Raw genomic sequence first — 25,582 nt, 5'->3', positions numbered from 1 at the left:
CACGAGTCTGTGGAAGTGGACCATCGTTAGCAGCAACTACGAGGACAGCACCATCGATCTGGGCAGCACCGGTAATCATGTTCTTGATGTAGTCGGCGTGACCTGGCATATCAACGTGAGCGTAGTGACGCTTTTCTGATTCATATTCCTGGTGAGAAGTAGCAATGGTAATACCACGAGCTTTCTCTTCTGGAGCGTTGTCGATCTGGTCGTAAGCGACAGATTTGTTAACGTCAGATGGAAGACGCTTTGATAGAACTGTTGTAATAGCAGCAGTAAGAGTTGTTTTACCGTGATCAACGTGACCCATGGTACCAACGTTGATGTGTGGCTTGGAACGGTCGAAATTTGCCATTCTAAATTTTTCTCCTTTAATATTAATTTCTTTTAGGCACTAATATTAACCAGCCCAAAAGTCTATATCTTATATTTTAGATGATGAAGGTCCTAAAGTAAAGACTCTATGTGGGTTTTAGTATATTTTTTATTTCAAGAACTGATCAGTGATGCTCGAGAGCTGATCGGCAGCAAAGTTCTTCAAATCGAGATCTAGACCAAGTCCAGTTTTCTTTTTTAGATTCATCGAAGCGCCGCGAACAGTGGTGTTATTTTGGTTTTCAATCTTCGAATTTCTTAATCTTGTACGGTGTTCAACGAATTGATCCATAGTTTTAAGGTTTGTGACATTAGTTTTGGTTTCAGTTTCATATTGATCGCGCGCATTTTGGTTGCGATATTTGGTGTAAATATAAAAGAAGTAAAGTGGACCAACGAGTAGAAGTAGAAAGTCATAATCAAAATCTAACTTGATAAACCCAAAAACACCTAAAAGCTCTACTAGGAAGGCAAAGAGGAAGAGTTTTGGAAGATAGATAGGAACACTACCCATTGATTCTTTGGTACGAGCATTAACGGCGACATAATGAAGCAATTTGCGATCACCTTTATCCTCCTGATAGCTATAGAGCCAAACTGGTAGGTAGGCTGCCTTCCACTGCTGTCCTTTAATATCAAGTTGCTCGGACTGCCAAGAGACTCCGCGGTCATAATTTTTAAGACTAGCATTTGCCGAGAATCTAGCAATATCTTTTGCACGCTCTGTAATGATCGGCGTTAGTTCAGTAATATTACTATCACGTCGCTCGGAGGTAAAACCCTTCAGATAATTTGAATCGTATTTTACACTGTTTTCAACATCAAACGGCATGATGGAATTAATGATATTGTTTGTTTTAGTCTTATTAGTCGTATCTAGGCGATCCTTATTTGATTCAATAGAGAGACCATGAATTGTGAGATCAAAATCTCGACCAACTTGATAAAGGTCAGCATCATAATAGGTTACACGATGTTCCCCACTACCTTCGGAATAGGAACGAGTTTGATGTTCGCCAAGCCCCGTAAGATGACTGTGTGCATTTAAGTCAACTACCATGTATGGAAAATATACACCCATAATATTATTGGTAGTAAATTCTTGTCGGAACTTTGGATGTGCATAAAATTTGCGCTTTCCAACAAAGTCCTCGATTGCTTTTTTCGCCTCATCTTTTTTCACCTTAAAGGCAAGTACCATGTCTGGTATTGCGCCATTAGGGATTTGCTGATTTAGCGATAAAGTGTTACGACACCAGTGACAGCGCGCCTGGTTGGCTGAGGCGGTGTCAATAACCACCTCAGCACCACAGCTCGAACACTTTAAAGTTATTTGATCTTTCGTGTCGGCAACAATATCTTGAGCGCCCGAGCCGATGGTTGTGCCAGAGAGCTTTGAAATATCAGTCTCCATTTCAAGCTTTTGTGGCTCAAATTCAAAACGACAGAAGTTGCAACGGAGCTGCCCTGTTGCTGCATTAGTGGAAATATCCGTGGAGCCACATTTTGGACATTTAACCTGTCCGTCTTTATTATCAACATCAGTCTGAACAACTTTTACTCCGTTGTCCACATAGGCTTGATCTTGTGTTTCAGTTTCAGCCATTATAAATCTCTAGAACCCGAGAATCTGGACTTTTACTTTATCGTAATCCTCTTGAGAAATAGCACCTGCGTCAAGAAGTTGTTTCATCTTCATGAGTTTTTCAGTTGGGTCTTCTGCGGGGGCTGGGTTAGCAGTAGGGGCAGTAGGGTTGGTAACAGGAGCAGGGTTGACTGGTTGCTGGAGATTGCTCATCATACCACCAGCCGCATTCATACCCATACCCATGAAGGCCATGCCAGCAGCGCCGCCACCGTTTTCACCAGAGGCCTGGATACCGCGAGCGATAGACTGTTGCATAAAGGAGTTGCCACGAGCGCCAGCAAGAGCATCTGCTTTCTTAACGTCCTTCATTAACTCCTTAGTATCTTCGTCGTATTCAATAGCGAGAATTGCGGTACTAACGATTTCGAGACCACGGTTTGAGCGCCACTGATAACCATCTTCGACAGCCTGTGAAAGAGACTTGGCAAAGCCAATTTGATCGCCTTGAATCTTTGCCATGCGATTGCCTTTGCTTGGGTCGTTGGTGTAGTTTGAGAAAGCAGCAGAAAGTGAACCAACAACTTCAGTAAAGAGCTGAGAGGCAGCGTCGTTGTCCATATCGGCAAAATCAAAGACTCCTTGATCATTGAGATATGATACAGGTACAAAGTTCTTGATAAAGGCGAGCGGATCAACAATCTTTAGACTGTAAGTACCACGTGTGATAGCACCAACCTGAGTATTGAGGAAGGCATCGTCCCAGTAGATTTCAGATTGAGTACCAAAACGGTTGTTTGGAATTTCTTTTAGGTTGACGTAGAAAATCGCTTGGCTGGAGCCTGGCATACCACCAAATTTAAAGCGTTCCCAGCTAGTTTTAACGATTGAAGAGATTAAGCCGTCGCCCGCAAAGATAGACTGGGCGTTTTGATCTTCAGAGCTATAAATGAAACCACCTGGTTCAGCGATAAAGCCAGTGATGCCACCATCTTGCATAGTAACAAGAGCAGTACCTTCAGGAACAAGGATTTTACTACCATTAGAGATGATATTAGCAGATCCTTGTGTGTTTGAACCACGACCGTTATTTGTGCCAACCTTTTCACCTGGAAAGAGACCTGCGGTTGCGGGAACTCCTGAAATTGGTTGATAGAAATCTTTCCACTGGTCAGCAAATGTACCGCCAATAGCACCGGCAAAGGCTTTAATAAAACCCATATTCCTCCTTTAGTTATTTTATTTAGTATACACTAGATGATAGTTTTTTAGAATATAAGCTGAGCGCTTCGGTAAAAAAGAAATTTTGTGAAATAAAAAAGAGGCCTAGTGACCTCTTTTTCTATTAGTTAATTATTTAGAACTGTTACGTTTTTCAATAATTTCCTGTGCTACGTTTGGTGGTACTTCTTCATACTGAGAAAGTTCCATTGAAGATGCAGCACGACCTTGGCTCATAGAGCGGAGATCTGAAGTGTAACCGAAGAGGTTACCTAGTGGAGCAAAGGCAGTGATAAGCTTTGCGCCACCTTGAAGATCTTCCATAGACTCAATACGACCACGACGAGAGTTGATATCACCAATGACGTCACCCATGAACTCTTCTGGAGTAGTGACTTCAAGCTTCATGACTGGCTCAAGAAGAACTGGCTTAGCGCGCTTGATACCTTCACGAGTTGCAAGGCTACCAGCGAGCTTGAAGGCAAGTTCGGAAGAGTCGACATCGTGGTAGGAACCATCATAGAGAGTAGCCTTAATATCAACTACTGGGTAACCAGCAATAACACCACCGTTAAGGGTTTCTTCAACACCTTGCTGGACTGGCTTGCGGTATTCCTGTGGAACTACACCACCTTTAATCATATCGATGAACTCAAAGCCCTTACCAGCTTCGTTTGGCTCAAACTTAATCCAAACATCACCATACTGACCACGACCACCAGACTGTTTGATGTGCTTACCTTGAGCTTCAGCTATGCCACGGATAGTTTCACGGTAGGCAACCTGAGGAGCACCAGTATTTGCTTCAACATTATGTTCGCGCTTCAAACGATCGATAATAATTTCGAGGTGCAGCTCTCCCATACCTGAAATAATGGTTTGACCAGTTTCCTCATCGGTGTGAACACGGAAGGTTGGATCTTCTTCAGCAAGTTTTGCGAGACCAAGACCCATTTTTTCCTGATCAGCCTTAGTCTTTGGCTCAACAGCGATAGAAACAGGTGGTTCTGGGAACTCAATAGACTCAAGAAGAATTGGATGGGCTGGATCACAAAGTGTGGTACCAGTTGTGGTTTCTTTAAGACCGACGATGGCAGCAATATCACCAGCAGCAACTTCGGTAATTTCTTCACGCTTATCTGCGAACATGCGGACGAGACGACCAACACGTTCCTTATTGCCGGTTGTGGCATTTAGAATGTAGGAACCAGATTTAAGAGTACCAGAGTAGACACGTACGAAGACAAGTTTTCCAACGAATGGGTCAGATGCAATCTTGAAGGCAAGAGCAGTGAGTGGCTGAGCAACATCGGCTTTGCGAACAACATGATCACCAGTTTTTGGATCAGTACCAACAGTTTGACCAAGATCACGATCAAGTGGAGATGGAAGATAATCTGCACAGAGGTCAAGCACCTTCTCGACAATAACACCACGACCGTCACCACCAGTTACTAAGAAGAAGTCACCGTATAGAACACGCTTACGGAGTGCAGCTTTTAGTTCAGCCTCAGTAATAGCTTCTTCGCCCTGGTTGAAGTATTTGTTCATTAGATCTTCATCAGCAGCAACTGCTTCTTCGACAAGAAGAGCACGAGCTTTCTTAGCCTTATCAAGCATATCAGCTGGAATTTCACCAACGGTTAGTGAATGATCGGCATATTCCTTGTAGGTGTAGGCCTTCATATCGACAAGGTCAACAACACCGCAAATATCCTTCTCGAAACCGATTGGGAGGTGAATTGCAACAGCATTCTTGGAAAGACGCTTATGGATAGATTCAAGTGATTTGTAGAAGTCGCCACCAATTTGGTTAATTTTATTGATGAAACAAATACGAGGGACACCATATTTAGTGGCCTGGCGCCATACAGTTTCGGACTGAGCTTCAACACCCATCTTGCCATCGAAGACAGTAATAGCACCGTCAAGAACACGAAGAGAGCGCTCTACTTCAGCGGTAAAGTCGATGTGGCCTGGGGTGTCGATAATGTTAATTTTATAACCTTTCCAGGTTGCAGTTACAGCAGCGGAAGTAATAGTAATACCACGTTCCTTTTCCTGCTCCATCCAGTCAGTTGTTGCACCACCAGTGTCACCCTTTACAAGGTCGATTTTATGTTTCAAACCTGTACGGTAAAGAATTGCTTCAGAGGTTGTGGTTTTACCTGCGTCAATATGGGCAATAATACCAATATTGCGAAGCTTTGATAAATCATGATTGTCAGTAGCCATGAATTTCCTTATTTAGTTATTATTATTGTCTTTTCGGTGTTTTGCCAATTAAATTACGGCAAAAAGACGTTGGTGATATTTTACCATGCTATCTGTTAAAAATAAAGTTGTATTTTGGAATTAAGTATCAATTGTTTTATTAATACATATCAAGATTTGCGCCGTATTTTCGGAGGATATAAATGTTATCCTCAATTTCTTTCTTACTCAATTTTTCTGTTATGAGATTAGCATCTACACCATGTTCGAGGAGAATAAACAGATTATCTGCGATACGGTCTGGTTTCATGTTGCTTAATATATTATCAATATCTGCACCATCTTCGAGGAGAGTAGATAGTTTGTAATCGATATCTCTTGGATTCATATTGCTTACAATATTATTAATATCTGCACCATTCTTAAGGAGGGTATCTAGATTATCTGATATTTCAAATGAGTTTAGCCTCGAAACTAATTCGTTGACATCAATGTTTGCTCCGTGTTCGATGAGATAATCTAATTTATCCACAATATCGGAATACCGCATTCTATTTACGACAAGATCAATATCTGCACCATTTCTGAGAAGTTTGTCTAGGTTTCTGGTAATACCGTGTGACTCTAGGCTTGAAACTAATTCGTTGACATCAATAATGGCACTATATTTAAGAAGAGTGTCTAGATTTTCTGCGATATGGTATGAATTTATATTATTTACAATATTATCAACATCTGCACCTTGTTTGAGGAGAGAGTCTAGGTTTTTGGCAATATCGTAGGCTTTCATGTGATTTACAGTATTATTAATATCTGCACCTTGTTTGAGGAAAGAGTCTAGATTTTTAGCAATATCACATGAGTCTAAGCTTGCAACCATTTTATTGGCATCTACCCCTTTTTCTAAAGCATATTCTATGCCATACTTTTCTTTTAATTCTGGGATTCTAGGATCTTCTTCATTATAGGTGTCTAATGTCGCGATGGGGCGATCTAGTTCATAAAGAAAGCTTAATTCTTCTTTGGTTAGATCTTCCCCTTTTTCCATCTTTTTATCTAAGCGGATTAGAGCTTGCTTATCATCAAACTTTTGTAAATACTTTTCGCCGCCTGGTAGAGACAATGCTTTTTTCTTAACAATAGGAACAAGAGCGTCTTCAACAGCTTGCCCATCGTTTAGTCCTGAGACTTCATCAACTATACCATTTGGGTCGAGGCGAATAGAGGCGGAGCCATTAGAGGCATAGACTCCAGGAGAGTTAGGGTCTTCTAGTCTGAAGATGATGAATTTGGCTTTTGAATTAGATTCTTTATCTGACCCCGTACTTTTAGAGTGTCCATATTCGCCGTATACTAGATAATTGTGTGCAACATTAGGGTCCACGACACACCAGCGGGTACCTTCGGCGAGGCTGGCAATCTCTTCTTCATCGCCTAACTTATATTCAAACCAATCACCATGGACATCTTCGGTACGTTCTGGGGTTTTGAGAATAACTTTAGTATCGACCAGTTCTTTAGCGTAGAGTTTAGGGAAGTTGGCGGATTTAACGAGAGAGACTAGTTTTTCATCATCTGAATGTTGCGCTAGCCAGTTCTCTTTATCTACACCATAGAAATCATTAATTTGACGATAAACCTTGGCGAGGATCTCGGCGTTAAGTTTTGGGAAACTGAGGGCTGTAGTATTGTCACGTCTGTTATAATCTGCATCATCAAGATTGAGAGTATTGCTCATCTTGGAGATGCCATCGAAGGCATAGACCTTGAACCAGAGAGGATAGGGGCAGTTTTTATCGCCTAGATAGTTAGTCCAAGAAGTGATAGATTGGCGTTGTTTATCGATGAGATCTTCAGCTAGAATTTCTTTTTCATATCTACTTAGTTCTCTGCCTTGGCCATTGTCTCTTAGGATCTGTTCTTGTTGTTTCCAATAGGCTTCTGGGATGTCTTCATAGTCCATGACGAGATTTTCGGCAGAGGCTGCCCAGAGTTTTTGTTCTATGGCGTCTCCATGTTTTTCGATCATGCGATCTAGACGGGAGAGATAAGCGAAGTTTCTGCGTTCGTTATTTTTGCCTGGGAGCTTTTCTTTGTTATTGCGGGCTTTATTGAATGAGGATTCGACAATGTTTTTATACTTAGATTCGAAGTTAACCAGAGAGAGAACTTTGGATCCGATTTCGTTTTGAAGGCGAGAGGCGGCCCTTTTTTCCATTTGTTGATTTACGTTTTCTGCAGTATTTTCATTATCGCTGAACTGATTCAAATTGTTTGCGTATTGATTTTGATTATGCTCCGGCATACTCTTCCTATTACCCCAATATTAAATCTTTATTGTCAATATTTTAACATATGCATTTTAAAAATGACCAAACTTGGCGGTATCTTCGAAGTGCTTATTCAACAGCCCGAGATCTTTAATCATTTGTTTTGGCGTACATTCGGCATACAAGGATTTTTCTGGCTCAAGACTTTTACCATCACCTAGAATATAGATAGCTAAAGGTTCAGCAATACCAATGGCATATGAGAGCTGGACCTCACAGCGAGATAACTGATGCTCTTTGAGATAGCGAATGGCAATTTCGCGAGCTTTATAAGCACCCGAACGATCTACCTTGGATGGATCTTTACCTGAGAAAGCACCGCCGCCGACCGGGGCAAATGACTGATAACTATCAACCACAATCTTACGACCAGTGAGACCGGCATCACCTTGGAAACCACCAATTAAAAACTTACCCGTCGGATTGACCCAGAATTTTTCAATTTTTAAACCAAATTGAGCAGCTAATTCTTTTGCTTTGTCGATCAAGATTTGATCAGTTTCAGTACGATCTTCTTCGGTGTTTTGATAGCTAATGGTCCAGTCTTTGATCTTCTTAAGGTGCATTTTGCGATCATAAATACCAGTAATTTGAGCCTTGCCGTCAGGTAAAAATCTCTGGTCTTTTTGACGTAGTTCATCATAGAACTTTGAAAACTCCTGCAATAAATGCATGGCGACTGGCTTATATTCTGGTGTGTCATTACAGGCAAAACCGAACATCATACCTTGATCACCCGCCCCACCAACTTCGTCATTGGTGCCGAGTGCAATATCATGGCTCTGCTTACCTAGATTATTGATAATTTCAATATCCTTTGGATCTCCTGATTCGATAACATTGATTGCACGATTATTTTGGTCAATATAGCCAACATCTTTTAATACGCGCATAACAATTTCTTCGACGTTAACCTCAGAGTTTGAGGTTACTTCTCCAGTAATAAAGATTTTACCTTTACCACCCATAACTTCAATACCACAACGCGAATGCTTATCTCCTTGCAAAAAAGCGTCAAGTAAGGCGTCGCTAATTTGATCGCAGACCTTGTCAGGATGACCACGAAAAACAGTTTCATTAGTATATAATTTCATACAATGCTTTCTTGTGGTCCCTAATTTTTACTCTTTAATAATAGCATAAAAAGCTCAAGGTTAGAATACTTATATTAAGAATCACCTTGAGCTTGATTGATAATGGCTTTAACCACTCTAAAAGTCTTACTGTAGCTTCTTGCGAAGAATCTCTTGCGCCATGCTTGGATTAGCCTTACCACGAGAAGCTTTCATGACCTGTCCGACTAGAAAACCGAGTACTTTTTCAGAGCCAGCCTTAAAGTCAGCCACAGCCTGAGCGTTGTTTGGATCGGCGAGAACTTCATCGACAATTTTTTCAACGGCACCGAGATCGTTTTCTTGAATCAAATTTAATTCTTTAGCAATTGCGCGAGTTTCTTTGAAACGCATCTCTGGCGTAAAGAAGCGTAGGAAGACTTCCTTGACGCTGGTGCTTGAGAGTTCATTTTTTGCAATCATAGAACTTAGATCCATTAATTGTTTAACGCTTGGCATTGGATCGTTCAAGAGGCTACTATTTTCTTCAGCTAGAAGCACGGAAGTAAAGAGGTTGGAGATTTTTAGGATGGCAGCTTTGCTGATTTCTTTATCGATGCCATGAATATCATATTCGGTCTTAAGGTCAGCTAGACGATCGACCAACTGTTTGTAATCAAGGAGAATTTCCAAGATATCTTTAGAAATAATCATGCCGAGAGTATTACGATAGTCGGCTGGAAGAAGCGGCATAGCTTCACGTTCCTTTTTTACCTGTTCCTCTGTCAATCGGATTGGTGGAAGATCTGGCTCTGGCATATAGCGGTAATCTTGAGCCTCTTCTTTAGAGCGCTGAGAAGTGGTTTTGCCTGTAGCGTCATTCCAACCACGAGTTTCTTGAGTAATGACTTCCCCAGCGTCAAGCATTTTGCTTTGTCGTTCATATTCATACTCAATAGCGCGCTCAACCGAGCGGAAGGAGTTCAAGTTTTTGATTTCAGCACGTTTGCCAAGAGTCTTACTTCCCTTCTCGGCTAGAGAAATATTGACGTCAAAACGCATATTACCGTTATAGAGGTCGCCAAAACAAACTCCGGCAAAGGTCATTAGGCGCCAAAGCTCCTTACAGTAGTCATGAGCATCATGGGCAGTATGAATATCTGGCATGGAGACGATCTCAATAAGCGGAGTATCAGCACGGTTAAGGTCTACGAGAGAATAATTATCAAAATGATTTAGCTTACCAGCATCACCTTCAAGATGAGCATGCTCGATACGAATCTGCTTACCGTTTGGAAGCTCAACATAGCCGGCACCGATGATTGGTTGATACATCTGGGTAATCTGATAACCCTTTGGAGAATCTGGGTAGAAATAATGTTTGCGATCAAAACGTGAAAGAAGATTAATTTCGGAGTTAAGCGCAAGTCCGGCACGTACTGCCATATTAACAGCTTCACGATTTAAACGTGGCAACATGCCCGGCAAAGCATATTCTACAGGTGAAACACAAGAGTTCGGCTCTTTGCCACGAGCATCGTTATCTACCTCAGAGAAGAGTTTGGTTTTGGTAGCGAGCTGTACATGACACTCGATACCGACGGTGATTTCATATTTTTGTTCAGTCATAGTTTCTCCAATTAAATTGCTCCTAGATCTTTTAAGGCCTGACGAAAACTCGCTAAGGCATGCTTAGCTTGATTATACTCTAAATTAAAATCTTGCTCATGGGCAATTTGATTACGTTGTTTATGAGCATACCAAACAGAGTTGAGCTGAGTAAAGCGTGTACTGGAAGCCTTTAGTCTTTCTCCCATAGTTTTTCCTGGCACTCCAAGCTCCATAAGCGCACGGTCGAGTAGTTTGTCCGCTTCAATGACAGCTGCGTTATAAGATAATTTATTATCACGAGTTAGTGAGTTTTCAATTTTTAAAAACCTGGTTTGATAATCCTCAACATCAAAACGGTGGTTTCGGCGGCCAGTGGAAGAAATGGCGATAAAGACAAAGACGCCGACAATCAAAATCGCGATTAGGAGGATTAAAGTTGAGTATGGCATTAATTTAACTCCTTAGCGAGGTATTTAGCAAAATCTAGAATACTTTTATCGCTTCTTCTTTGGCCGATCAGTTGCAGACCAATTGGCATCTTAGTATCCTGACTTTCACCAGCAGGATAGGCGAGACTTGGGAGTCCGGCAAGATTAATTGGTACACTCATAACATCCTCAAAATACATTGCAACTGGATCACTGACTTTCTCGCCAAGCTTGAAGGCTGGGGATGGCGAAACAGGCGTGAGGAGATAGTCGCACTTTTCAAAAGCTTTTTGATATTCTTCAATGATCAGAGTACGTGCCTGCTCGGCCTTTTTAAAGTAAGCATCATAGAATCCGGAGCTTAAGACGAAGTTACCGATCATGATACGACGCTTGTTCTCTGGCATAAATCCTTCGTTGCGTGAGAAACCGAATACTTCACTTAGATTCTTAGCATGTTCGGAGCGGTAGCCATAACGAATACCATCATAGCGTGAAAGATTTGAAGCAACCTCTGCTGGTACAACAATATAATAGACGGCGAGAGCGTACTTAAGGGTCGGCATATCTAACTCAACGATCTGGTGTCCAGCTGATTTAAGTTTTTCAACCTGAGAATCTAAAACACGTTGGACTTCGGGATCAATCGAGTCATTTCTAAAGTCTTTGATAATACCAATCTTAGCGCTTTTAGGAGCAATTTCTGGAACAAAATATTTTTGCTCTTCGTGATTATAGAAACTAGGTAAAGTAGTGAGATCTTTTTCATCTTGGCCGGCACAGATCGACATTAAAAGATCCATATCCTCCGCGTTTTTAGTAAAGAAACCGATACAGTCGGTACTAGAAGCCATGGCCACAACACCATAACGAGAAATCGTGCCGTAGGTTGGCTTAAAACCATAAACGCCGTTAAACGAGGCTGGCTGACGAATGGAACCGCCAGTATCTGTACCCGTAGCAAATTCAACAATGTCAAGAGCAACAGCTGCGGCGGAACCACCGGAAGAGCCACCAGGCACACGATCAAAATCCTTGGCGTTATGGGATGGACCAAAGTAGGAATTTTCGGTCGAAGAACCCTGAGCAAAGGCGTCGAGATTGGTGCGACCAATCATAATGGCGCCAGCTTCTTCGAGCTTCTTGACGGTGGTAGAATCGATTGGAGAATGAAATGGCTCAAGGATTTTTGCGGAGGCAGTAGTGTTTCCCTCTTTACTTAAGAAATTATCCTTTAAAGCATAAGGTACGCCAGCCAGCGGTCCAACTTCTTCGCCAGTGGCAATCTTCTTATCAATTTCTTCAGCCTTCTTCAAAGCTTTCTCTTCGTCTGCTAGTGAAACGAAGACATTATATTTTGCAAACTGGCGAGCTTTTTCAAAGGCTTCCTTCACCAGACTAACGGCAGAAATTTGCTTATTTGCAATCTTCATTTTGGTCTTCCTTTTTTTAATTTCTGAGATATTAGATTTTAAATAATTTAGAGTACTTTTGGCACTTGAATCATGTCTTGCCTTGATGCAGGAGCTAGATTTAAAAGCTGCTCTCTCGAAGCATCTTGTGGCTTTACTTCATCCTCTCGCCAGACATTTTCCATTTCAAAAACCTGATAAGTCGGTTCAACACCATCAGTATTTAACTCATCTAGTTGTGAAATATAGTTAACAATATTATCTAAATCTCGCTGCAAGCTCTCTACTTCTGTCTCTTCGAGGGATAAATTAGAAAGTTTTGCTAAATGCAAGATGTCCTCGCGTGTATTTTTCATAGCTTAATTATATCAGAAAATCAGAGACATAGCCGAGCTTCTGCATGGCGCGATGTATTATGTCAAAATCATCACAATAACTCTTAGTTAGTTTTGAATATGGGACATAGTGCCAATTTTTTGGAAGCTTTTTTATCTTTGCTGATGCAAAAATAGCATTTTTGTTTTTTGCTTGAGAAAAAATATAGCCGAAACGAATTTTTGCCTTAAAAAGCTCTTCAAATTGCTGCCTTACACCTCCCTGGGGGTTGAAAGTAGGAAGTTGATTTTTATTATCCAATAGAAATACGATTTTGTTTTCTGACTGAACGTCAGAATATTTTATATTTTTTGCGAGAATTATTTTGTAATTCATGATATTAGTATAACAAAAAGCCCCTCCTATGAGGGGCTAGATGTTTTTGCCATCCGTTTCGTCCGCGTTTTCGTCAATAGGACTATTAATCGCGACGTAATTGCTTTTCAGAGATAATACGCTTACTACTGAGGTAGGTTAAGAGGAAGTAGCCACCATAAATTGTTACCAAAAATATTACAGCCATGACTATTGATGGAGCTAATCCATCAGTGCCAATAAAGCTAAGAATTTTTATAGCAAATGTCAGACCAAAGATCGAATGAATGATTGCTAGAAAGAGCGGAGCAGCGAAGAAAATAGCAATCTGACGAAAGAGTGCACGGTTAATCATCCTCTCATCTACACCTAAGCGTCTTAATGTCATATATTTTTCACGATTATCAGATGATTCAGATAATTCTTTAAGTGATAAAATCGCAGCACTAGAGATGAGGAAGATGATGCCAAGATACAAGCCAAGGAAAACAGCAATAGCCTGAAGACCTACCGACATGGCGATTATCTGATTTTTGGTCTGTATATTATAAAAACGCGGGGAAGTAATTTTTATATAATCATTTTCGTTACCAGTAATGATGCGACGCAAATCTTTATCCAACTGTTCATTTTTATTTTTATCATTAGTCTTATAGTTTGCGGCCATGAAGTTCTCATATTTTACTAAAGTTTTAGTAACTTCATCAGAGACAACGAGGATTCCCATATTGCCATTTGTATTGGATGGCTCGATAAAGCCTTGCTTGTTATGATCAAATTTTGGTGATAAGGTTTTTCCGTTTATCTTGATTTTATGTCCATCTTTCAGGGAAATATTGTAAATTTCCTCCATTTTTTTGAAGTCAGACAGAATAAAATACTGATCGGGGTTTAATTTATATTGATCGAAGTGATATAAATTGGCGATCTTATTGTAATCTGAAACTGAGATGATCCTTAAGACATACATTCCATTAGCGTGACCGTTAGTCATTTCAGCTATCTTTTGAAGAGATTTTTGATTCAAAACAGCGTTAAGGTCAAGCCCGCCGTCTTCTATCTTCTTGGAGAGTATGTATGTATCAAACGAAGTCTGATCTTTGAGGTTATTCCATAGTCTTGAGCTGGTCTTAATAATATCCTCGATAGTCGCTCTAGAGTCGTTTTCGTTCCTAACTGCCATTTCTTGCTTCCAAGCCTTGACGGCTGGACTATCTTTCTCTTCTTCAGAATTGGATTCTTCCCATCTTGAATTATAGTTATTCCGATATGAAACAACAGCATCGACAGGAGTGGCATATTCAAGTTGTTTTTTGGAAGTTTCACGGATAGATAAACAACTAGACAAAGTACAGATAGTAATGAAGAGCATGAGACAGATAATACTCATTGAAGCAACGGTAGTATTAATCTTGCTACTAATCTGCTTAAATGTAAAGCTATTTAAGTCTTTATAATAGAGTTTTTTACGCGTTACAATCAGCTTCATTATGAGGCCTGATAATGACCAGTAAAGCAAGAAAGTTGCGATGACTCCAGCACCAATTACTTGCCAAAACAGTGCGATTTCTGAGAGAACCTTGAGATAATTGACGGTAACTTGATAGTAGGCAACACCTAGAATCGTAGCAGCAAGAAAGAAGATAACTGTACAGATAATAGGATTTTTTAGGCGGACCTTTTCGGACTTACGACTAGCTTGGATTAGATCAATTATCTTAAGTTTATTAATCATGACGGTATTAAAGGCAATCACTAGAAGATAAATTATCCCGAAATAAGCAATAGTTTTTAGACAGGCTTCACCGGAAAAGACAAATTGAAATTTTGACATATCGGCCTCAAATAGATTGGCGACCATTACACTCATTAGTTGTGACAAAATAATACCGAGAGAGAGACCAGCAACCAGAGAGAGTAGCCCTATAAAGAGAGTCTCAAGAAAAAGTAGTAGAGATATTTTGCGTTTGCTCATACCGAGAGTGAGATAGATAGAGAACTCTTTATTACGCCGTTTAATGAGAAATCTTGAAGCATAAATGATAAGATAGCCAAGAATGCCATCAACAATTAAACTTACGCCCGACAAAACATTTACAAGGAGTTTAACTACATCTTTAGTGGAGCTGCCTAGTTCCATCATGGACGTTTGCGTACCGATAACATTAAAGACATAAAAAATAACAACGCCAAGGACGAGAGTAAAGAAATAGATGGCATAGTCCTTCATACTACGAATAATATTTCGAAAAGATAATTTAAAGAGCATCGTTAAGGTCTCCACCTAATAGAGTCATGACATTGATAATTTTGTCAAAGAATTCCTTTCGTGAATTCTTACCACGATTAATTTCATTAAAAATCTTACCATCTTTGATAAAAATTACCCTAGAAGAATAGCTTGCCGTGAAAGCGTCGTGGGTGACCATCAGAATAGTGGCACCGAGCTCTTGATTTAAGTAATCAAAACGTTCAAGTAGCATTCTAGAGGATTTTGAATCGAGCGCACCGGTTGGCTCATCAGCTAGAACTAGTTTTGGATCAGTAATAATGGCACGGGCTGATGCCACACGCTGTTTTTGTCCACCAGAGAGCTGATACGGGTATTTTTGCAAGATATTCTGAATATCCAAATCGGTGGCAACTTTTTTAACACGCGGTTCAATATCAACGGCTTTAATGTTTTGAATAGAAAGAGCAAGTGCAATATTTTCGTAGGCAGTAAGATTATCAAGCAGATTAAAATCCTGAAAAATAAATCCGAGCTCTTCCCTTCGAAAGCGATTAAGTGCGTTACCCTTGAGTTTCGTAATATCGGTACCTGCTACATAAATATGTCCAGAGGTGACTTTGTCAATAGTGGAGATAAGGTTCAAAAGTGTAGTCTTACCAGAACCACTTGCACCCATAATAGCTACAAATTCACCACTATCCACCTCAAAAGATATATTATCAACCGCCTTCGTGATGCTTGAACGATTCCCGTAATACTTCTCGATTTTCTCAATTTTTAGTAATTCTTTCATTTTTTCCTTTCCAACAAGAAGTTCTTGTTATCTCAAGTTTATAGAATTTCAATTACTCTGTCGTGCTTTTAATATTACAGTTTCTTACATTTTTGTAATAATCATTTTTGGCAAAAACTATCATAACATCCGTATATTGATATTCAGTCGAACTGATTAGAATTCGATGTCCTAATTTATCAATCAACTTTTTAACGATATACAACCCCATGCCAGTACTCTTACTACCGCTAGTATCTGCCATGAGATTTATTTTAGTCTTATCAAAATCGTAGGGACGACCATTTTGTCCAGTGAAGGCCTTTTGAAAGACGCGAGATTGATCAGACGTTGGAATACCAATACCATTATCATATACATGTAAAACAAGTACCTTTGACGTCTCCTCGCTGTAAACTTTAATTTGAGGTGATTTCTTTTTACGATATTTTATACTATTGGCAATGATTTGATTTAAGATAAATTCTAACCACTTTGAGTCGGTTTCAATAGTTTTCTCCACATTCTCAACTTGAAAGTCAATCCTACTATCTATGAGAGCGCTCTGATTTTTAAGAGCAACACGCTTAATAATCTCCGAAAGGCTGGACTCTGAAATTTGATAATCTTTTTCTACGTGCTCAGATCTGACTAGATACAAAATCTGATTAACATAGTCGTCCAGTCTATCTATTTCCGAAAGAAGTAATTGGTTATTTTTATATTTTGTTTGAGTGAGGTTTAACCGAAGAGCAGAGATAGGCAATTTTACCTCGTGGACCCAAAGCTCAAGATATTCTTTAAAATCTTCAAATTTGATTTTATATTGATTAATTTGGTCAATCATATAACGATTGAGTTCGGAAATTTCCTGATGAAGGAGCTTTTCTTCGTTGGTTATCGGGTCGATTAGTTCATGCACCAAGATCTTTTGATCGAGGGCATCGATTCCTCGATGAATTTTCTTGTAAAAACGCGCTTTCCTAAAATAGGCATGGAGGAAGCAAACAATAAAAGTAAAGAGATTGATAAAAATGATAAAGATATTAAATTCAAGAGAGGTTGAAAATACACAAAGAAGATACTCGGTTAGAACAATTGCAAAAAGATTAGCTAGAAGAATATTCAGATTATCCGCGATGTATTCCCTAAATTTCATAGTTATTTGGCAAGGATGTAGCCTAGACCCTTTCTAGTTTCAATAGTTGATGTTTCGCCTAACTTCTCTAATTTGTCACGAAGTCTACTAATATTAACAGTAAGCGCATTATCGTTAATATATTCGCAGTTATCCCAAAGCTCTGTCATCAGTTCATTACGTGAAACGATGCGTTCTTGATTATATAAAAGAGTACGAAAGATTAGGAGCTCATTTTTAGTAAGTTCAATAGCTTTACTATTGCTTTTTGTTGAAGAGATGGTTCCTTTCTTGAGATCGATTTGTAGATTTCGATAAGTTTTAATTTCTGAAGCAAGGTTTGATCGTCTTAAAATTGCCGCAATACGGAGCAATAAGATTGTTGGGTTGTAGGGTTTAGCAATAAAATCATCCGCACCATAACTAATAGCAAGCGCTTCATCCATTTCGGTATTACGACTAGTGACCATAATGACTGGTGTATTTAGAATTTTTCTAATTTCACGCACAAAATCACGACCATTAATACCCGGTAAATTGATATCCAGCAGAATAAGATCTGGCGAGAGTTCTTGGATCTTTTCCACCGAGATGTTGTTCATATCCAAAATCAAAGGCAAGTAATTTGAGGTTAGTAAAAGCTCCGAAAGCCCTTCCCTGATGCCTTTATCATCCTCAATAATTAAAATTTTAAACATTAGCTCTTCCTTTTTTCTTCTTCGTCTCGGATTTTTTCTATCATATCACGAATCTCAGCAGCCTTCTCATACTCTAAATTAGCTGCGGCAAGCTGCATTTGCTCGGACATTATTGATAGTTGTATTAGTCGCGGCGTAATTGCTTTTCAGAGATAATACGTTTACTACTGAGGTAAGTCAAGAGGAAGTAACCGCCATAAATCAGAATGAGCATGGAAGCGGTGATTGGGATTGAGGCGAGTAGTCCACCAGAACCGAATACTTCGATGATGCTGGAGGCAAATTTAATACCGAAGACAGAATGGAGAATACCGACAAGAAGCGGGAAGACGAAGAAGATGGCGATTTGAATAAAGAGAGCATGATTCAGCATTTTATTACTGGCACCGAGACGTCTTAAAGCAGCGTATTTTTCAATATTATCAGATGACTCAGAAAGCTGTTTGAGAGCAAGAATTGCGGCAGAAGAAATCAAGAAGATAATACCAAGGTAAAAACCGACAAAGGTAGCGATGGCCTGCAGACCAATTGAGGAAGTATAAATAAGAATTTTAGTCATATAGCTAAAGGAGACACCGCTCGGACGCTGCTCTTCTTTTTTACTATTCTGTTTCGATTTTTGTGCCGTCTCGTCTGCAGAGCTATGAATCTCAATAGATAAATTACCGAGGTCATATATTCTACGTATGTCATTATCGATTTGTTGAGCAGTATGATCCGCACTAGTATTGTAGTTTACAAGTAAAACACGGCTACCAATAGCTTGCTCGGAAGCGATTTTATCTGGCACAATTAGAATACCAGTATTAGACTTCATACCAGAGGAAGTTACAAAACCTTCGAGATGCTTTTTTGCAACTGGACTTAGAGTTTGTCCTCGATAATTAATCTGAAAACCTGAAGCCAATGATTTATCAATAGAGTCGCTCATGGGTTTATAGTCTGCAAGCATCTGATATTGATTGTCAGCCAGAGAGATTTCTTCGCGATGGTAGAGTTTTGCTATTTTATTATAGTCAGAAACACGAAGTATTGGTACCGCAGTTTTTGACATAAACTCACCCACTAAGCCGTTAAGATACTCCGCTTGGAGGGCTTGCTTAAAGGTAAAGGTATGATCGGCATAGACATTAACCTCAAGATACTCCTTAATGCTTTTTGCAATTTCCTTATCTTTCTCAGTTAATCTTTGGTAGATAGGCCTTTGCATGTACTTTTGTGACTCTTTAATCTGCGCATCAAAATCTGGGTTGATACTGTCAGCCAAAGGTCCGTAGCCAGGGCGATTTGGACCAAAGACGGCCTGATAATCGGTAAGCTCAATGAAGGCGTCAACCGGAGTGTTATAGGCTAACTCTTTTTTCATAGATTCGTTAATTGAAAAACAGAGTGAAAGAATACTAATAGTCAAAAAGAGGAGAAGACTAATTAGAGACATGGAGACCACTGCTGTATTGATCTTGCTGGAGACTTGACGAAAGATAAAAGAATTGAGACCACGATAGTAGAATCTTTTACTTCTGGTAAGGACTTCCATAATTAAGCCTGAAAATGACCAGAAAAGCAGAAAAGTTGTAATCACACCAATTGCAACTGGCCAGAGGAGATTATTTATGCGGTCCATCATTGAAACCTTATCATTAGTAACCCACCAATAAGCATAACTTAGACCAAAACTAGAAAGAACAAAAACAATAGCACGAAGTAGTGGGTTCTTTAGGAATGCCTTCTCGGATTTCTTACTACCATGGAGAAGATCGATAATCTTAAGACGACCAACGATTATCGTATTAAATACGATAACAATGAGGTAGATGAGACCAAAATAAAGGATAGTATCAAAGAAAGCTTTTTCAGAAAATACAAACTGAAATTTACTCATATCTGCCTCAAATAGACGTCCGATGAGAATACTGATCAACTGCGAAGCACCGATACCAATGAGAAGTCCGACGGCAAGTGAGATGATACCGATCATCAGGGTCTCAAAGAAAAGGAGGCGCGAGATTTTACGTTTACTCATCCCCAATGTCAGATAGATAGCAAATTCTTTGTTGCGACGCTTAATTAAGAAACGCGAGGCATAGATAATCAGGGCGCCAAGAATAGCCACCACGAGAATACTCATACCGGAAAGGATTTTACTAAGTAACTCGACAATCAACTTCTTGGCATTATTAAGTTCGAGGACCGCTGCTTGAGATCCGACTGAGTTGAAGACATAAAAGAGAGTAACGCCGAGTACTAACGTGAAGAAATAAATCGCATAATCCTTGACGCTACGCGTGATATTTCGAAACGAAAGTTTAAATAACATCAGAGTCGCCTCCACCAAGTGTGGCCATTACACGAATAATTTCATCAAAGAACTCTTTGCGTGTTTTGTTGTCACGATGAATTTCGTTAAAGATTTTACCATCTTTGATAAAGATAATACGTGAAGCGAAGCTAGCCGAAAAGGCATCGTGGGTTACCATGATAATGGTTGCTTCAAGTTCCTGATTAAGGTAATCGAAACGTTCGAGTAATAACTTTGAAGATTTTGAGTCAAGTGCGCCGGTTGGCTCGTCAGCTAGAACAAGTTTTGGATTGGTGACAATGGCACGAGCAGAAGCGACACGCTGTTTCTGGCCGCCAGAAAGCTGGTATGGAAACTTGTCGAGAATCTTCTCAATATCAAGATTCTTAGCGACCGCCTTTACACGCTCATCAATTTCTTTTGCTTTGACGTTCTGGATTGAGAGTGCAAGAGCAATGTTTTCATAGGCGGTTAGGTTATCTAGTAGATTGAAATCCTGGAAGATAAATCCGAGAGATTCACGCCTAAAGGCATTGAGCTTCTCGCCTTTTAGTTTTGTAATATCAGTATCATCAACTAGGATCTTTCCCTCAGTCGGACGATCAATCGTTGAGATTAAGTTTAGAGTAGTACTCTTACCAGACCCAGAGGCACCCATAATGGCAAGAAACTCACCCTTTTTGACTTTAAAAGATAGATTATCAACAGCCTTCGTGAGACTGGCCCCCTTACCGAAAGTCTTTGTAACTTTTTCAACGGCAAGAATAGTTTCCGCTTTTGCCATTTACCTCCTTAGATTAGAAAATATATTTTTTCTATTTTACCACAACAATCTTTCGGTGATTGATATTTAGATAAAATAATTAGATCTCTATTTTTGGCCTTCTTCAGCATCTTTAATCTGCTGAATCATATCACGAATTTCTGCCGCTTTTTCATACTCAAGATTGGCTGCGGCTAGCTGCATTTGCTCGGATAATTCTTTAACCAGGATCTTAAATTCTGATTTTGGAACCTTTTTGAGATCTAATTTATTTTCTTTGGCCTTTTCTGGGATAATTGCACGAAGCCCCAAAGAAATTTCCTTCTTGATACTGTGCGGAACTATATTGTGTTCGTGATTATATTTCATCTGAATATCGCGACGACGATCGGTTTCGGTGATGGCCCGTTCCATACTTTCGGTAATATTATCAGCATACATAATCACGTGGCCTTCTTCATGACGAGCCGCACGACCAATGGTTTGAATTAAGGCAGATTCAGAACGCAAGAAGCCTTCTTTGTCTGCGTCCAGAATAGCAACTAGTGAAACCTCTGGAAGATCAAGCCCTTCACGTAGAAGATTAATACCGACTAGAACATCATAAACACCCGTGCGTAAATCTCTTAAAATATCACCTCGCTCTAATGTATCTATTTCAGAATGAATGTAGGCAGTTTTTATACCGTGGTCCTTGAGATGTTGTGAAAGATCCTCGGCCATGCGCTTTGTGAGAGTTGTGACAATGACGCGCTGATTTTTTTGAATGCGAGCTTCGATCTCTACCATCAGATCATCAATTTGCCCATCCGTGGGACGAACTTCAATCTCAGGATCGAGCAAGCCTGTGGGGCGAATCACCTGCTCGGCTGGAGTAGGAGAAACTTCTAGTTCATATTTACCTGGCGTGGCTGAAACATAGACTGCGCGATGAATATGTTTTTCAAATTCATCAAAAGTGAGTGGTCGGTTATCTAAGGCACTTGGTAGACGAAATCCATAATCAACGAGTGTGGTTTTCCTAGCGTGATCTCCGTTATACATACCACGAACTTGGGGCAGAGTCATATGTGACTCATCAACGAGAAGGAGGAAGTCATCTGGGAAAAAGTCTAAAAGCGTCGCTGGCGGCTCCCCAGCCTTACGTCCGTCCAGATGTCTTGAATAATTTTCAATCCCCTTAACAAAACCGGTTTCTTTGAGCATTTCTAGATCATACTTGGTGCGCTGAGATAAACGTTGCGCTTCCAGATATTTATGTTCTGCCTCAAAATATTTTAGCCTACTGTCAAATTCAGCCTCAATTGTATCAATAGCCCGAGAGAGTTGATCACGAGGAGTTGCGTAATGGGTGTTTGGAAAAATATGAACTTGTTCGGGTTTTTCAAGGACTTCAGCAGTAAGCGGGTCAATAATTTTAACGGATTCTAGGTTATCAAAATCGAACTCAAAACGATAAGCCACTTCACCAGAGGCAGGAAAGAGATCAATAGTATCGCCTTTAACCCGAAAATTACTACGTTCGAAGGCGAGGTCATTTCGGTGATACTGCATGGCAATGAGGTAGATGATAAAATTGGTTTGATTGAGAGAACCTGCACTTTGCGTGGTGGTATTAACGAGCGATGGCGAATGGAGACGGCCGAGAGAAGCTTTAGCAAGCTCACTAAGTTCCATGATTTGCCAAATCCCCTGTTTTTTGATCAAGGGGAGTGACATTTCAACGTAGTGATCAGGAGAACCGATACCATAAATACAAGAAACCGAGGCCACAATAATAGTGTCTGGCCGAGTCAAGAGAGCGACTGTGGCAGCATGACGAAGACGATCAATTTCATCATTGATTGCCGAATCTTTCTCAATATAAGTATCAGTACTGGCAATGTAGGCTTCAGGTTGATAATAGTCGAAATAAGAGACAAAATAATGTACCTCGTTTTTCGGGAAGAATTCTCTAAATTCAGAGTAGAGTTGAGCCGCTAGAGTCTTATTGTGAGCCAAGATCAAAGTTGGCTTCTGGAGATTCTGGATAATATTTGCCATAGTGAAGGTTTTACCAGAACCAGTCACGCCAAGTAAGGTCTGCTCGCGAATGCCTTTTTTAAGACCATCAGTAAGCTGCCGGATTGCAGTCGGCTGGTCACCCGTAGGGGCATATTTACTCTGTAACTCAAATGCGGGCATGGTTTTATTATATCATTAGTTACGGTTCGATTCTGATTCCGAGAACACCGTAATGACGCTGTTTTTCTGCTGGATAGAACTCATTGAGGACATTTAGCAGTTCAGCTTTAGACATTGTAGCATCTGAAAGAAGTTCGATAGGAAAATCTTGAAATAGAGATACGAAATCCTGATAGTACAATAAGCCAGTTATTTTGGTTGAAAGTGATTCCCCTTCGGAGCTAGTAAAAACTAATGTATTGCCAAGTTGAAGCTGTCTACGCTTTTCATCATTAAGTCGAAGCTCGATACGCTTGGTGCCGTTTTTTATGTAGTTAAAATAACGGGGTTGAAGATTCATATAATGTGTTGTCATGTATGTATTATAATTTAAATTTTCTATTTCAAATAAAAGACCCAGGGATTTTACCCTGGGTATAAAATTAATCAAAGACAAGAGTTTGGTTTACGCACTTGACCTCGATGAGGTGCACGTCACTACCCAAGGTTGTCTCGACTTTTCTAAAGTCCGCCTCCTTTCCAATAGTAACCACCGACTGGGCATCAGCCAAAGTGTTTTGACATTCAGCTCTAACGAACTCTTCATCATCAGCAAGTCGTCCTGCCAATGATAAGTCATAATAACCTGGCTGGGCTACTGGCTTATTCTGTTCCTGAAAGGTTTCCAAGTCAGCAATAAACCAGGCAAGTTTCTTTGGCCTTCTTGCTTCAAAACCGGCTTGAGCAAATCCTTCTGGATAATACTCGTCTGATCCATATTTATCAGCAGAGGCGATTAAATCACCATTGCCAAGGATAACTTTGACAGCCTCCTTGTCCTCCCTGAGAGCTTCGAAGATATTTACTTCAATTGGCTGCATTTGCCAATTAAATTTCATGTTTATGCTCTCGTGCCAGGACCAGTACCCGTAGGTACACGCCTCGCATCCAGAAGGACTAGTATCATCCTGCTCCCAAAGGCTGAGAATAGAGCCATCATCAAAGAAGACATTATATCTTCTAGATGCATAGCTCTTGCCTTTTTTATTGTAGCCATAGATTTGTTTCTCTATTAAATCAATGACCATGCCTATCATTTTCTTCTTCATAATCTTCTCCTTCTGCGGCTTTATACCGCCAAAAAATTTGCAGAAGAAGCTTTTTCTTCTGCGACTGATTATACCTACTAGGATAAGTTTATTAGTAGAGATAATCCGTCACAGAAGTAAAGAAGAATAGAGACTAGACTTTTGTAAGGTACTTATTTGTATAGCTTTCAAATTATAACATAATTTTCTATTTGTGCAACCAACTTAAACCGAATTTTATTAGTTAAGACATCTTAAACTTCTTTATATGTCTACTTAATCCATTTTATCAACTCTTTAATAGCGATCTCTTGATAGACTGGTTCCTTTTGACTATTTCTATAACTATGGTCCGCATCTATAATTTCAACTACTTCAGCTAAATCACCGACCATCTTTCTGACTTCAACCGGAGACGCAAAACGATCATTTGTACCCTGGATAACTAGTTTTAAGTTGTTTAAAATAGCTCTTTGCTTAATTTCTCCAGGGATGTATCCAAGAATTGAAAGTTCTATTTGACTATCTGGATATTGCTCAAGATAGTAGCTAGCAATAATACCGCCGAGCGATTTTGCAACAATTATAATTTTGTGAAATCCTTCAAGATGAGCAAAATCGACAGCTTGCTTGAGCGCATCTACCTCTTCTTTTAATTTTGGTCCACTTGAAGATTCTTCTCCTCTCTCACAGTACGGAAAATTAAAACATAGGACACTATTTTTAGTGGCCGCAATGGCATCAAAAATAGAAGAAATAAAATCGGTCTCTACCCCAACTGCCCCTCCACCGTGCAGGATTATATAAATTGTTTTGGTCCCATTTTTTCTATAATATTTATACGTAAGTCCTTGCATATCTATCCAAATAGTATCATATATTGAATATAAAAACTTCTACTCTTGAAAAATACCTTGAGTAAGCGTACCATCAATTTTAAAGTAGGAGTAGAAAATGATAAGAGAAATGGACATCAAGGATCGAGAAAACATAGATAAAATGCAATTCGAACTTCAGAAGTATTTTTCAGAAATCGATCAAACACACGAATCACTACCCTATAAAGATATGGACGACGCCCATCACTATATGCAGAAAATGCTAGATGACGTCAAGAATATGAACGGTAAGGTTTTCGTTTCAGAAGAAAACGGCCAAGTTATTGGTTTTATTCAGGGCGTGATAATTGAGCATAAAAAGGGTGATGATGAGATCTATGATCTGTCACGTAAGCCATCCAAGGACGGCTGGATCGGTCTATTATTCGTGAAGTCGGAATTCAGAGGATCCGGCATAGGACAAGAGTTATTAGACAGAATGAAAGATTATTTCATAGCCCAGGGATGTACCAGCATCAAGCTATTGGTTTTATCGGACAATATTAATGCTATAGGCTTTTATAAAAAGAGTGGATTTATGGCCCACGATTTAGAAATGGTAATGAAAATATAAGCAAGGTATAAATTAACAACAAGAAAATAGGGCCCTCTCAGATGAAAGAGACCCTATA

General features: G+C 39.8%; 23 protein-coding genes. 1 reads left to right on the top strand and 22 read right to left on the bottom strand.

The features are described 5' to 3' along the window. The 22 genes from G3KMM_RS00960 to G3KMM_RS00855 form a co-directional block, all read right to left on the bottom strand. A partial coding sequence (locus G3KMM_RS00960; RefSeq protein WP_195157072.1) for a GTP-binding protein occupies positions 1 to 355 on the bottom strand: 355 nt, incomplete at its 3' end. Between the two features lie 129 nt (positions 356 to 484). Then, positions 485 to 1,981 carry a TFIIB-type zinc ribbon-containing protein gene (locus tag G3KMM_RS00955; protein WP_195157071.1) on the bottom strand — a complete coding sequence of 499 codons (1,497 nt, stop codon included), beginning with the start codon at positions 1,979 to 1,981 and terminating at the stop codon, positions 485 to 487. Between the two features lie 9 nt (positions 1,982 to 1,990). Continuing rightward, positions 1,991 to 3,181: an SPFH domain-containing protein gene (locus G3KMM_RS00950; protein WP_129604268.1), complete on the bottom strand. Its 1,191-nt coding sequence runs from the start codon at positions 3,179 to 3,181 to the stop codon at positions 1,991 to 1,993. 132 nt (positions 3,182 to 3,313) lie between these two features. Beyond that, entirely contained in the window at positions 3,314 to 5,416 is a 2,103-nt protein-coding gene (gene fusA, locus G3KMM_RS00945) for an elongation factor G (RefSeq protein ID WP_129604265.1), read from the bottom strand. A gap of 139 nt (positions 5,417 to 5,555) precedes the next feature. Beyond that, positions 5,556 to 7,700 (bottom strand): ankyrin repeat domain-containing protein, encoded by a 2,145-nt coding sequence (locus G3KMM_RS00940; protein ID WP_129604263.1) that lies wholly within the window; start codon positions 7,698 to 7,700, stop codon positions 5,556 to 5,558. 57 nt (positions 7,701 to 7,757) lie between these two features. Continuing rightward, a complete protein-coding gene (gene metK, locus G3KMM_RS00935) occupies positions 7,758 to 8,819 on the bottom strand; it encodes a methionine adenosyltransferase (RefSeq protein WP_129604260.1) in 1,062 nt (353 codons plus the stop codon). A 126-nt stretch (positions 8,820 to 8,945) separates the two neighbouring features. Then, positions 8,946 to 10,406 (bottom strand): Asp-tRNA(Asn)/Glu-tRNA(Gln) amidotransferase subunit GatB, encoded by a 1,461-nt coding sequence (gene gatB, locus G3KMM_RS00930; RefSeq protein ID WP_129604258.1) that lies wholly within the window; start codon positions 10,404 to 10,406, stop codon positions 8,946 to 8,948. A gap of 11 nt (positions 10,407 to 10,417) precedes the next feature. After that, positions 10,418 to 10,837, bottom strand: coding sequence for a hypothetical protein (locus G3KMM_RS00925; RefSeq protein WP_129604255.1), 420 nt, complete (start codon positions 10,835 to 10,837; stop codon positions 10,418 to 10,420). After that, positions 10,837 to 12,249 carry an Asp-tRNA(Asn)/Glu-tRNA(Gln) amidotransferase subunit GatA gene (gene gatA, locus G3KMM_RS00920; protein WP_206660627.1) on the bottom strand — a complete coding sequence of 471 codons (1,413 nt, stop codon included), beginning with the start codon at positions 12,247 to 12,249 and terminating at the stop codon, positions 10,837 to 10,839. Before gatA ends, G3KMM_RS00925 begins: the two co-directional genes overlap by 1 nt. A 47-nt stretch (positions 12,250 to 12,296) precedes the next feature. Beyond that, positions 12,297 to 12,584, bottom strand: coding sequence for an Asp-tRNA(Asn)/Glu-tRNA(Gln) amidotransferase subunit GatC (gene gatC, locus G3KMM_RS00915; RefSeq protein ID WP_129604251.1), 288 nt, complete (start codon positions 12,582 to 12,584; stop codon positions 12,297 to 12,299). 7 nt (positions 12,585 to 12,591) lie between these two features. After that, positions 12,592 to 12,939 (bottom strand): hypothetical protein, encoded by a 348-nt coding sequence (locus G3KMM_RS00910; RefSeq protein WP_129604248.1) that lies wholly within the window; start codon positions 12,937 to 12,939, stop codon positions 12,592 to 12,594. Positions 12,940 to 13,024: 85 nt separating this feature from the next. Next, a complete protein-coding gene (locus G3KMM_RS00905; protein ID WP_206660626.1) occupies positions 13,025 to 15,148 on the bottom strand; it encodes an FtsX-like permease family protein in 2,124 nt (707 codons plus the stop codon). 28 nt (positions 15,149 to 15,176) lie between these two features. Further along, positions 15,177 to 15,944 carry an ABC transporter ATP-binding protein gene (locus tag G3KMM_RS00900; RefSeq protein WP_129604243.1) on the bottom strand — a complete coding sequence of 256 codons (768 nt, stop codon included), beginning with the start codon at positions 15,942 to 15,944 and terminating at the stop codon, positions 15,177 to 15,179. A gap of 52 nt (positions 15,945 to 15,996) precedes the next feature. Next, a complete protein-coding gene (locus G3KMM_RS00895) occupies positions 15,997 to 17,082 on the bottom strand; it encodes a sensor histidine kinase (protein ID WP_129604241.1) in 1,086 nt (361 codons plus the stop codon). Between the two features lie 2 nt (positions 17,083 to 17,084). Further along, positions 17,085 to 17,759: a response regulator transcription factor gene (locus tag G3KMM_RS00890; protein ID WP_129604238.1), complete on the bottom strand. Its 675-nt coding sequence runs from the start codon at positions 17,757 to 17,759 to the stop codon at positions 17,085 to 17,087. After that, positions 17,759 to 17,869 carry a UvrB/UvrC motif-containing protein gene (locus G3KMM_RS00885; RefSeq protein ID WP_129604235.1) on the bottom strand — a complete coding sequence of 37 codons (111 nt, stop codon included), beginning with the start codon at positions 17,867 to 17,869 and terminating at the stop codon, positions 17,759 to 17,761. Before G3KMM_RS00885 ends, G3KMM_RS00890 begins: the two co-directional genes overlap by 1 nt. A 14-nt stretch (positions 17,870 to 17,883) precedes the next feature. Further along, on the bottom strand, positions 17,884 to 20,076 hold the full coding sequence (locus G3KMM_RS00880; protein WP_129604232.1) for an FtsX-like permease family protein: 2,193 nt from the start codon (positions 20,074 to 20,076) through the stop codon (positions 17,884 to 17,886). Beyond that, complete coding sequence (locus G3KMM_RS00875; RefSeq protein WP_129604229.1) at positions 20,066 to 20,842, bottom strand: ABC transporter ATP-binding protein; 777 nt, start codon at positions 20,840 to 20,842, stop codon at positions 20,066 to 20,068. Before G3KMM_RS00875 ends, G3KMM_RS00880 begins: the two co-directional genes overlap by 11 nt. An 87-nt stretch (positions 20,843 to 20,929) precedes the next feature. Further along, on the bottom strand, positions 20,930 to 23,005 hold the full coding sequence (locus tag G3KMM_RS00870) for an excinuclease ABC subunit UvrB (RefSeq protein ID WP_129604226.1): 2,076 nt from the start codon (positions 23,003 to 23,005) through the stop codon (positions 20,930 to 20,932). A gap of 19 nt (positions 23,006 to 23,024) precedes the next feature. Further along, positions 23,025 to 23,360 carry an ASCH domain-containing protein gene (locus G3KMM_RS00865; RefSeq protein ID WP_129604223.1) on the bottom strand — a complete coding sequence of 112 codons (336 nt, stop codon included), beginning with the start codon at positions 23,358 to 23,360 and terminating at the stop codon, positions 23,025 to 23,027. Between the two features lie 67 nt (positions 23,361 to 23,427). Beyond that, entirely contained in the window at positions 23,428 to 24,093 is a 666-nt protein-coding gene (locus tag G3KMM_RS00860; protein WP_129604220.1) for a hypothetical protein, read from the bottom strand. 251 nt (positions 24,094 to 24,344) lie between these two features. Then, a complete protein-coding gene (locus G3KMM_RS00855; RefSeq protein WP_129604217.1) occupies positions 24,345 to 24,929 on the bottom strand; it encodes an alpha/beta fold hydrolase in 585 nt (194 codons plus the stop codon). 97 nt (positions 24,930 to 25,026) lie between these two features. Between G3KMM_RS00855 and G3KMM_RS00850 the strand changes: the two genes are divergently transcribed. Beyond that, positions 25,027 to 25,524: a GNAT family N-acetyltransferase gene (locus G3KMM_RS00850; RefSeq protein WP_129604214.1), complete on the top strand. Its 498-nt coding sequence runs from the start codon at positions 25,027 to 25,029 to the stop codon at positions 25,522 to 25,524. The last annotated feature ends 58 nt before the right edge of the window (positions 25,525 to 25,582 follow it).

The sequence above is a fragment of the Candidatus Nanosyncoccus nanoralicus genome (assembly GCF_004138405.1).
Classification (GTDB): domain Bacteria; phylum Patescibacteriota; class Saccharimonadia; order Saccharimonadales; family Saccharimonadaceae; genus Nanosyncoccus; species Nanosyncoccus nanoralicus.
This window is presented reverse-complemented; position numbering and strand designations above follow the sequence as displayed.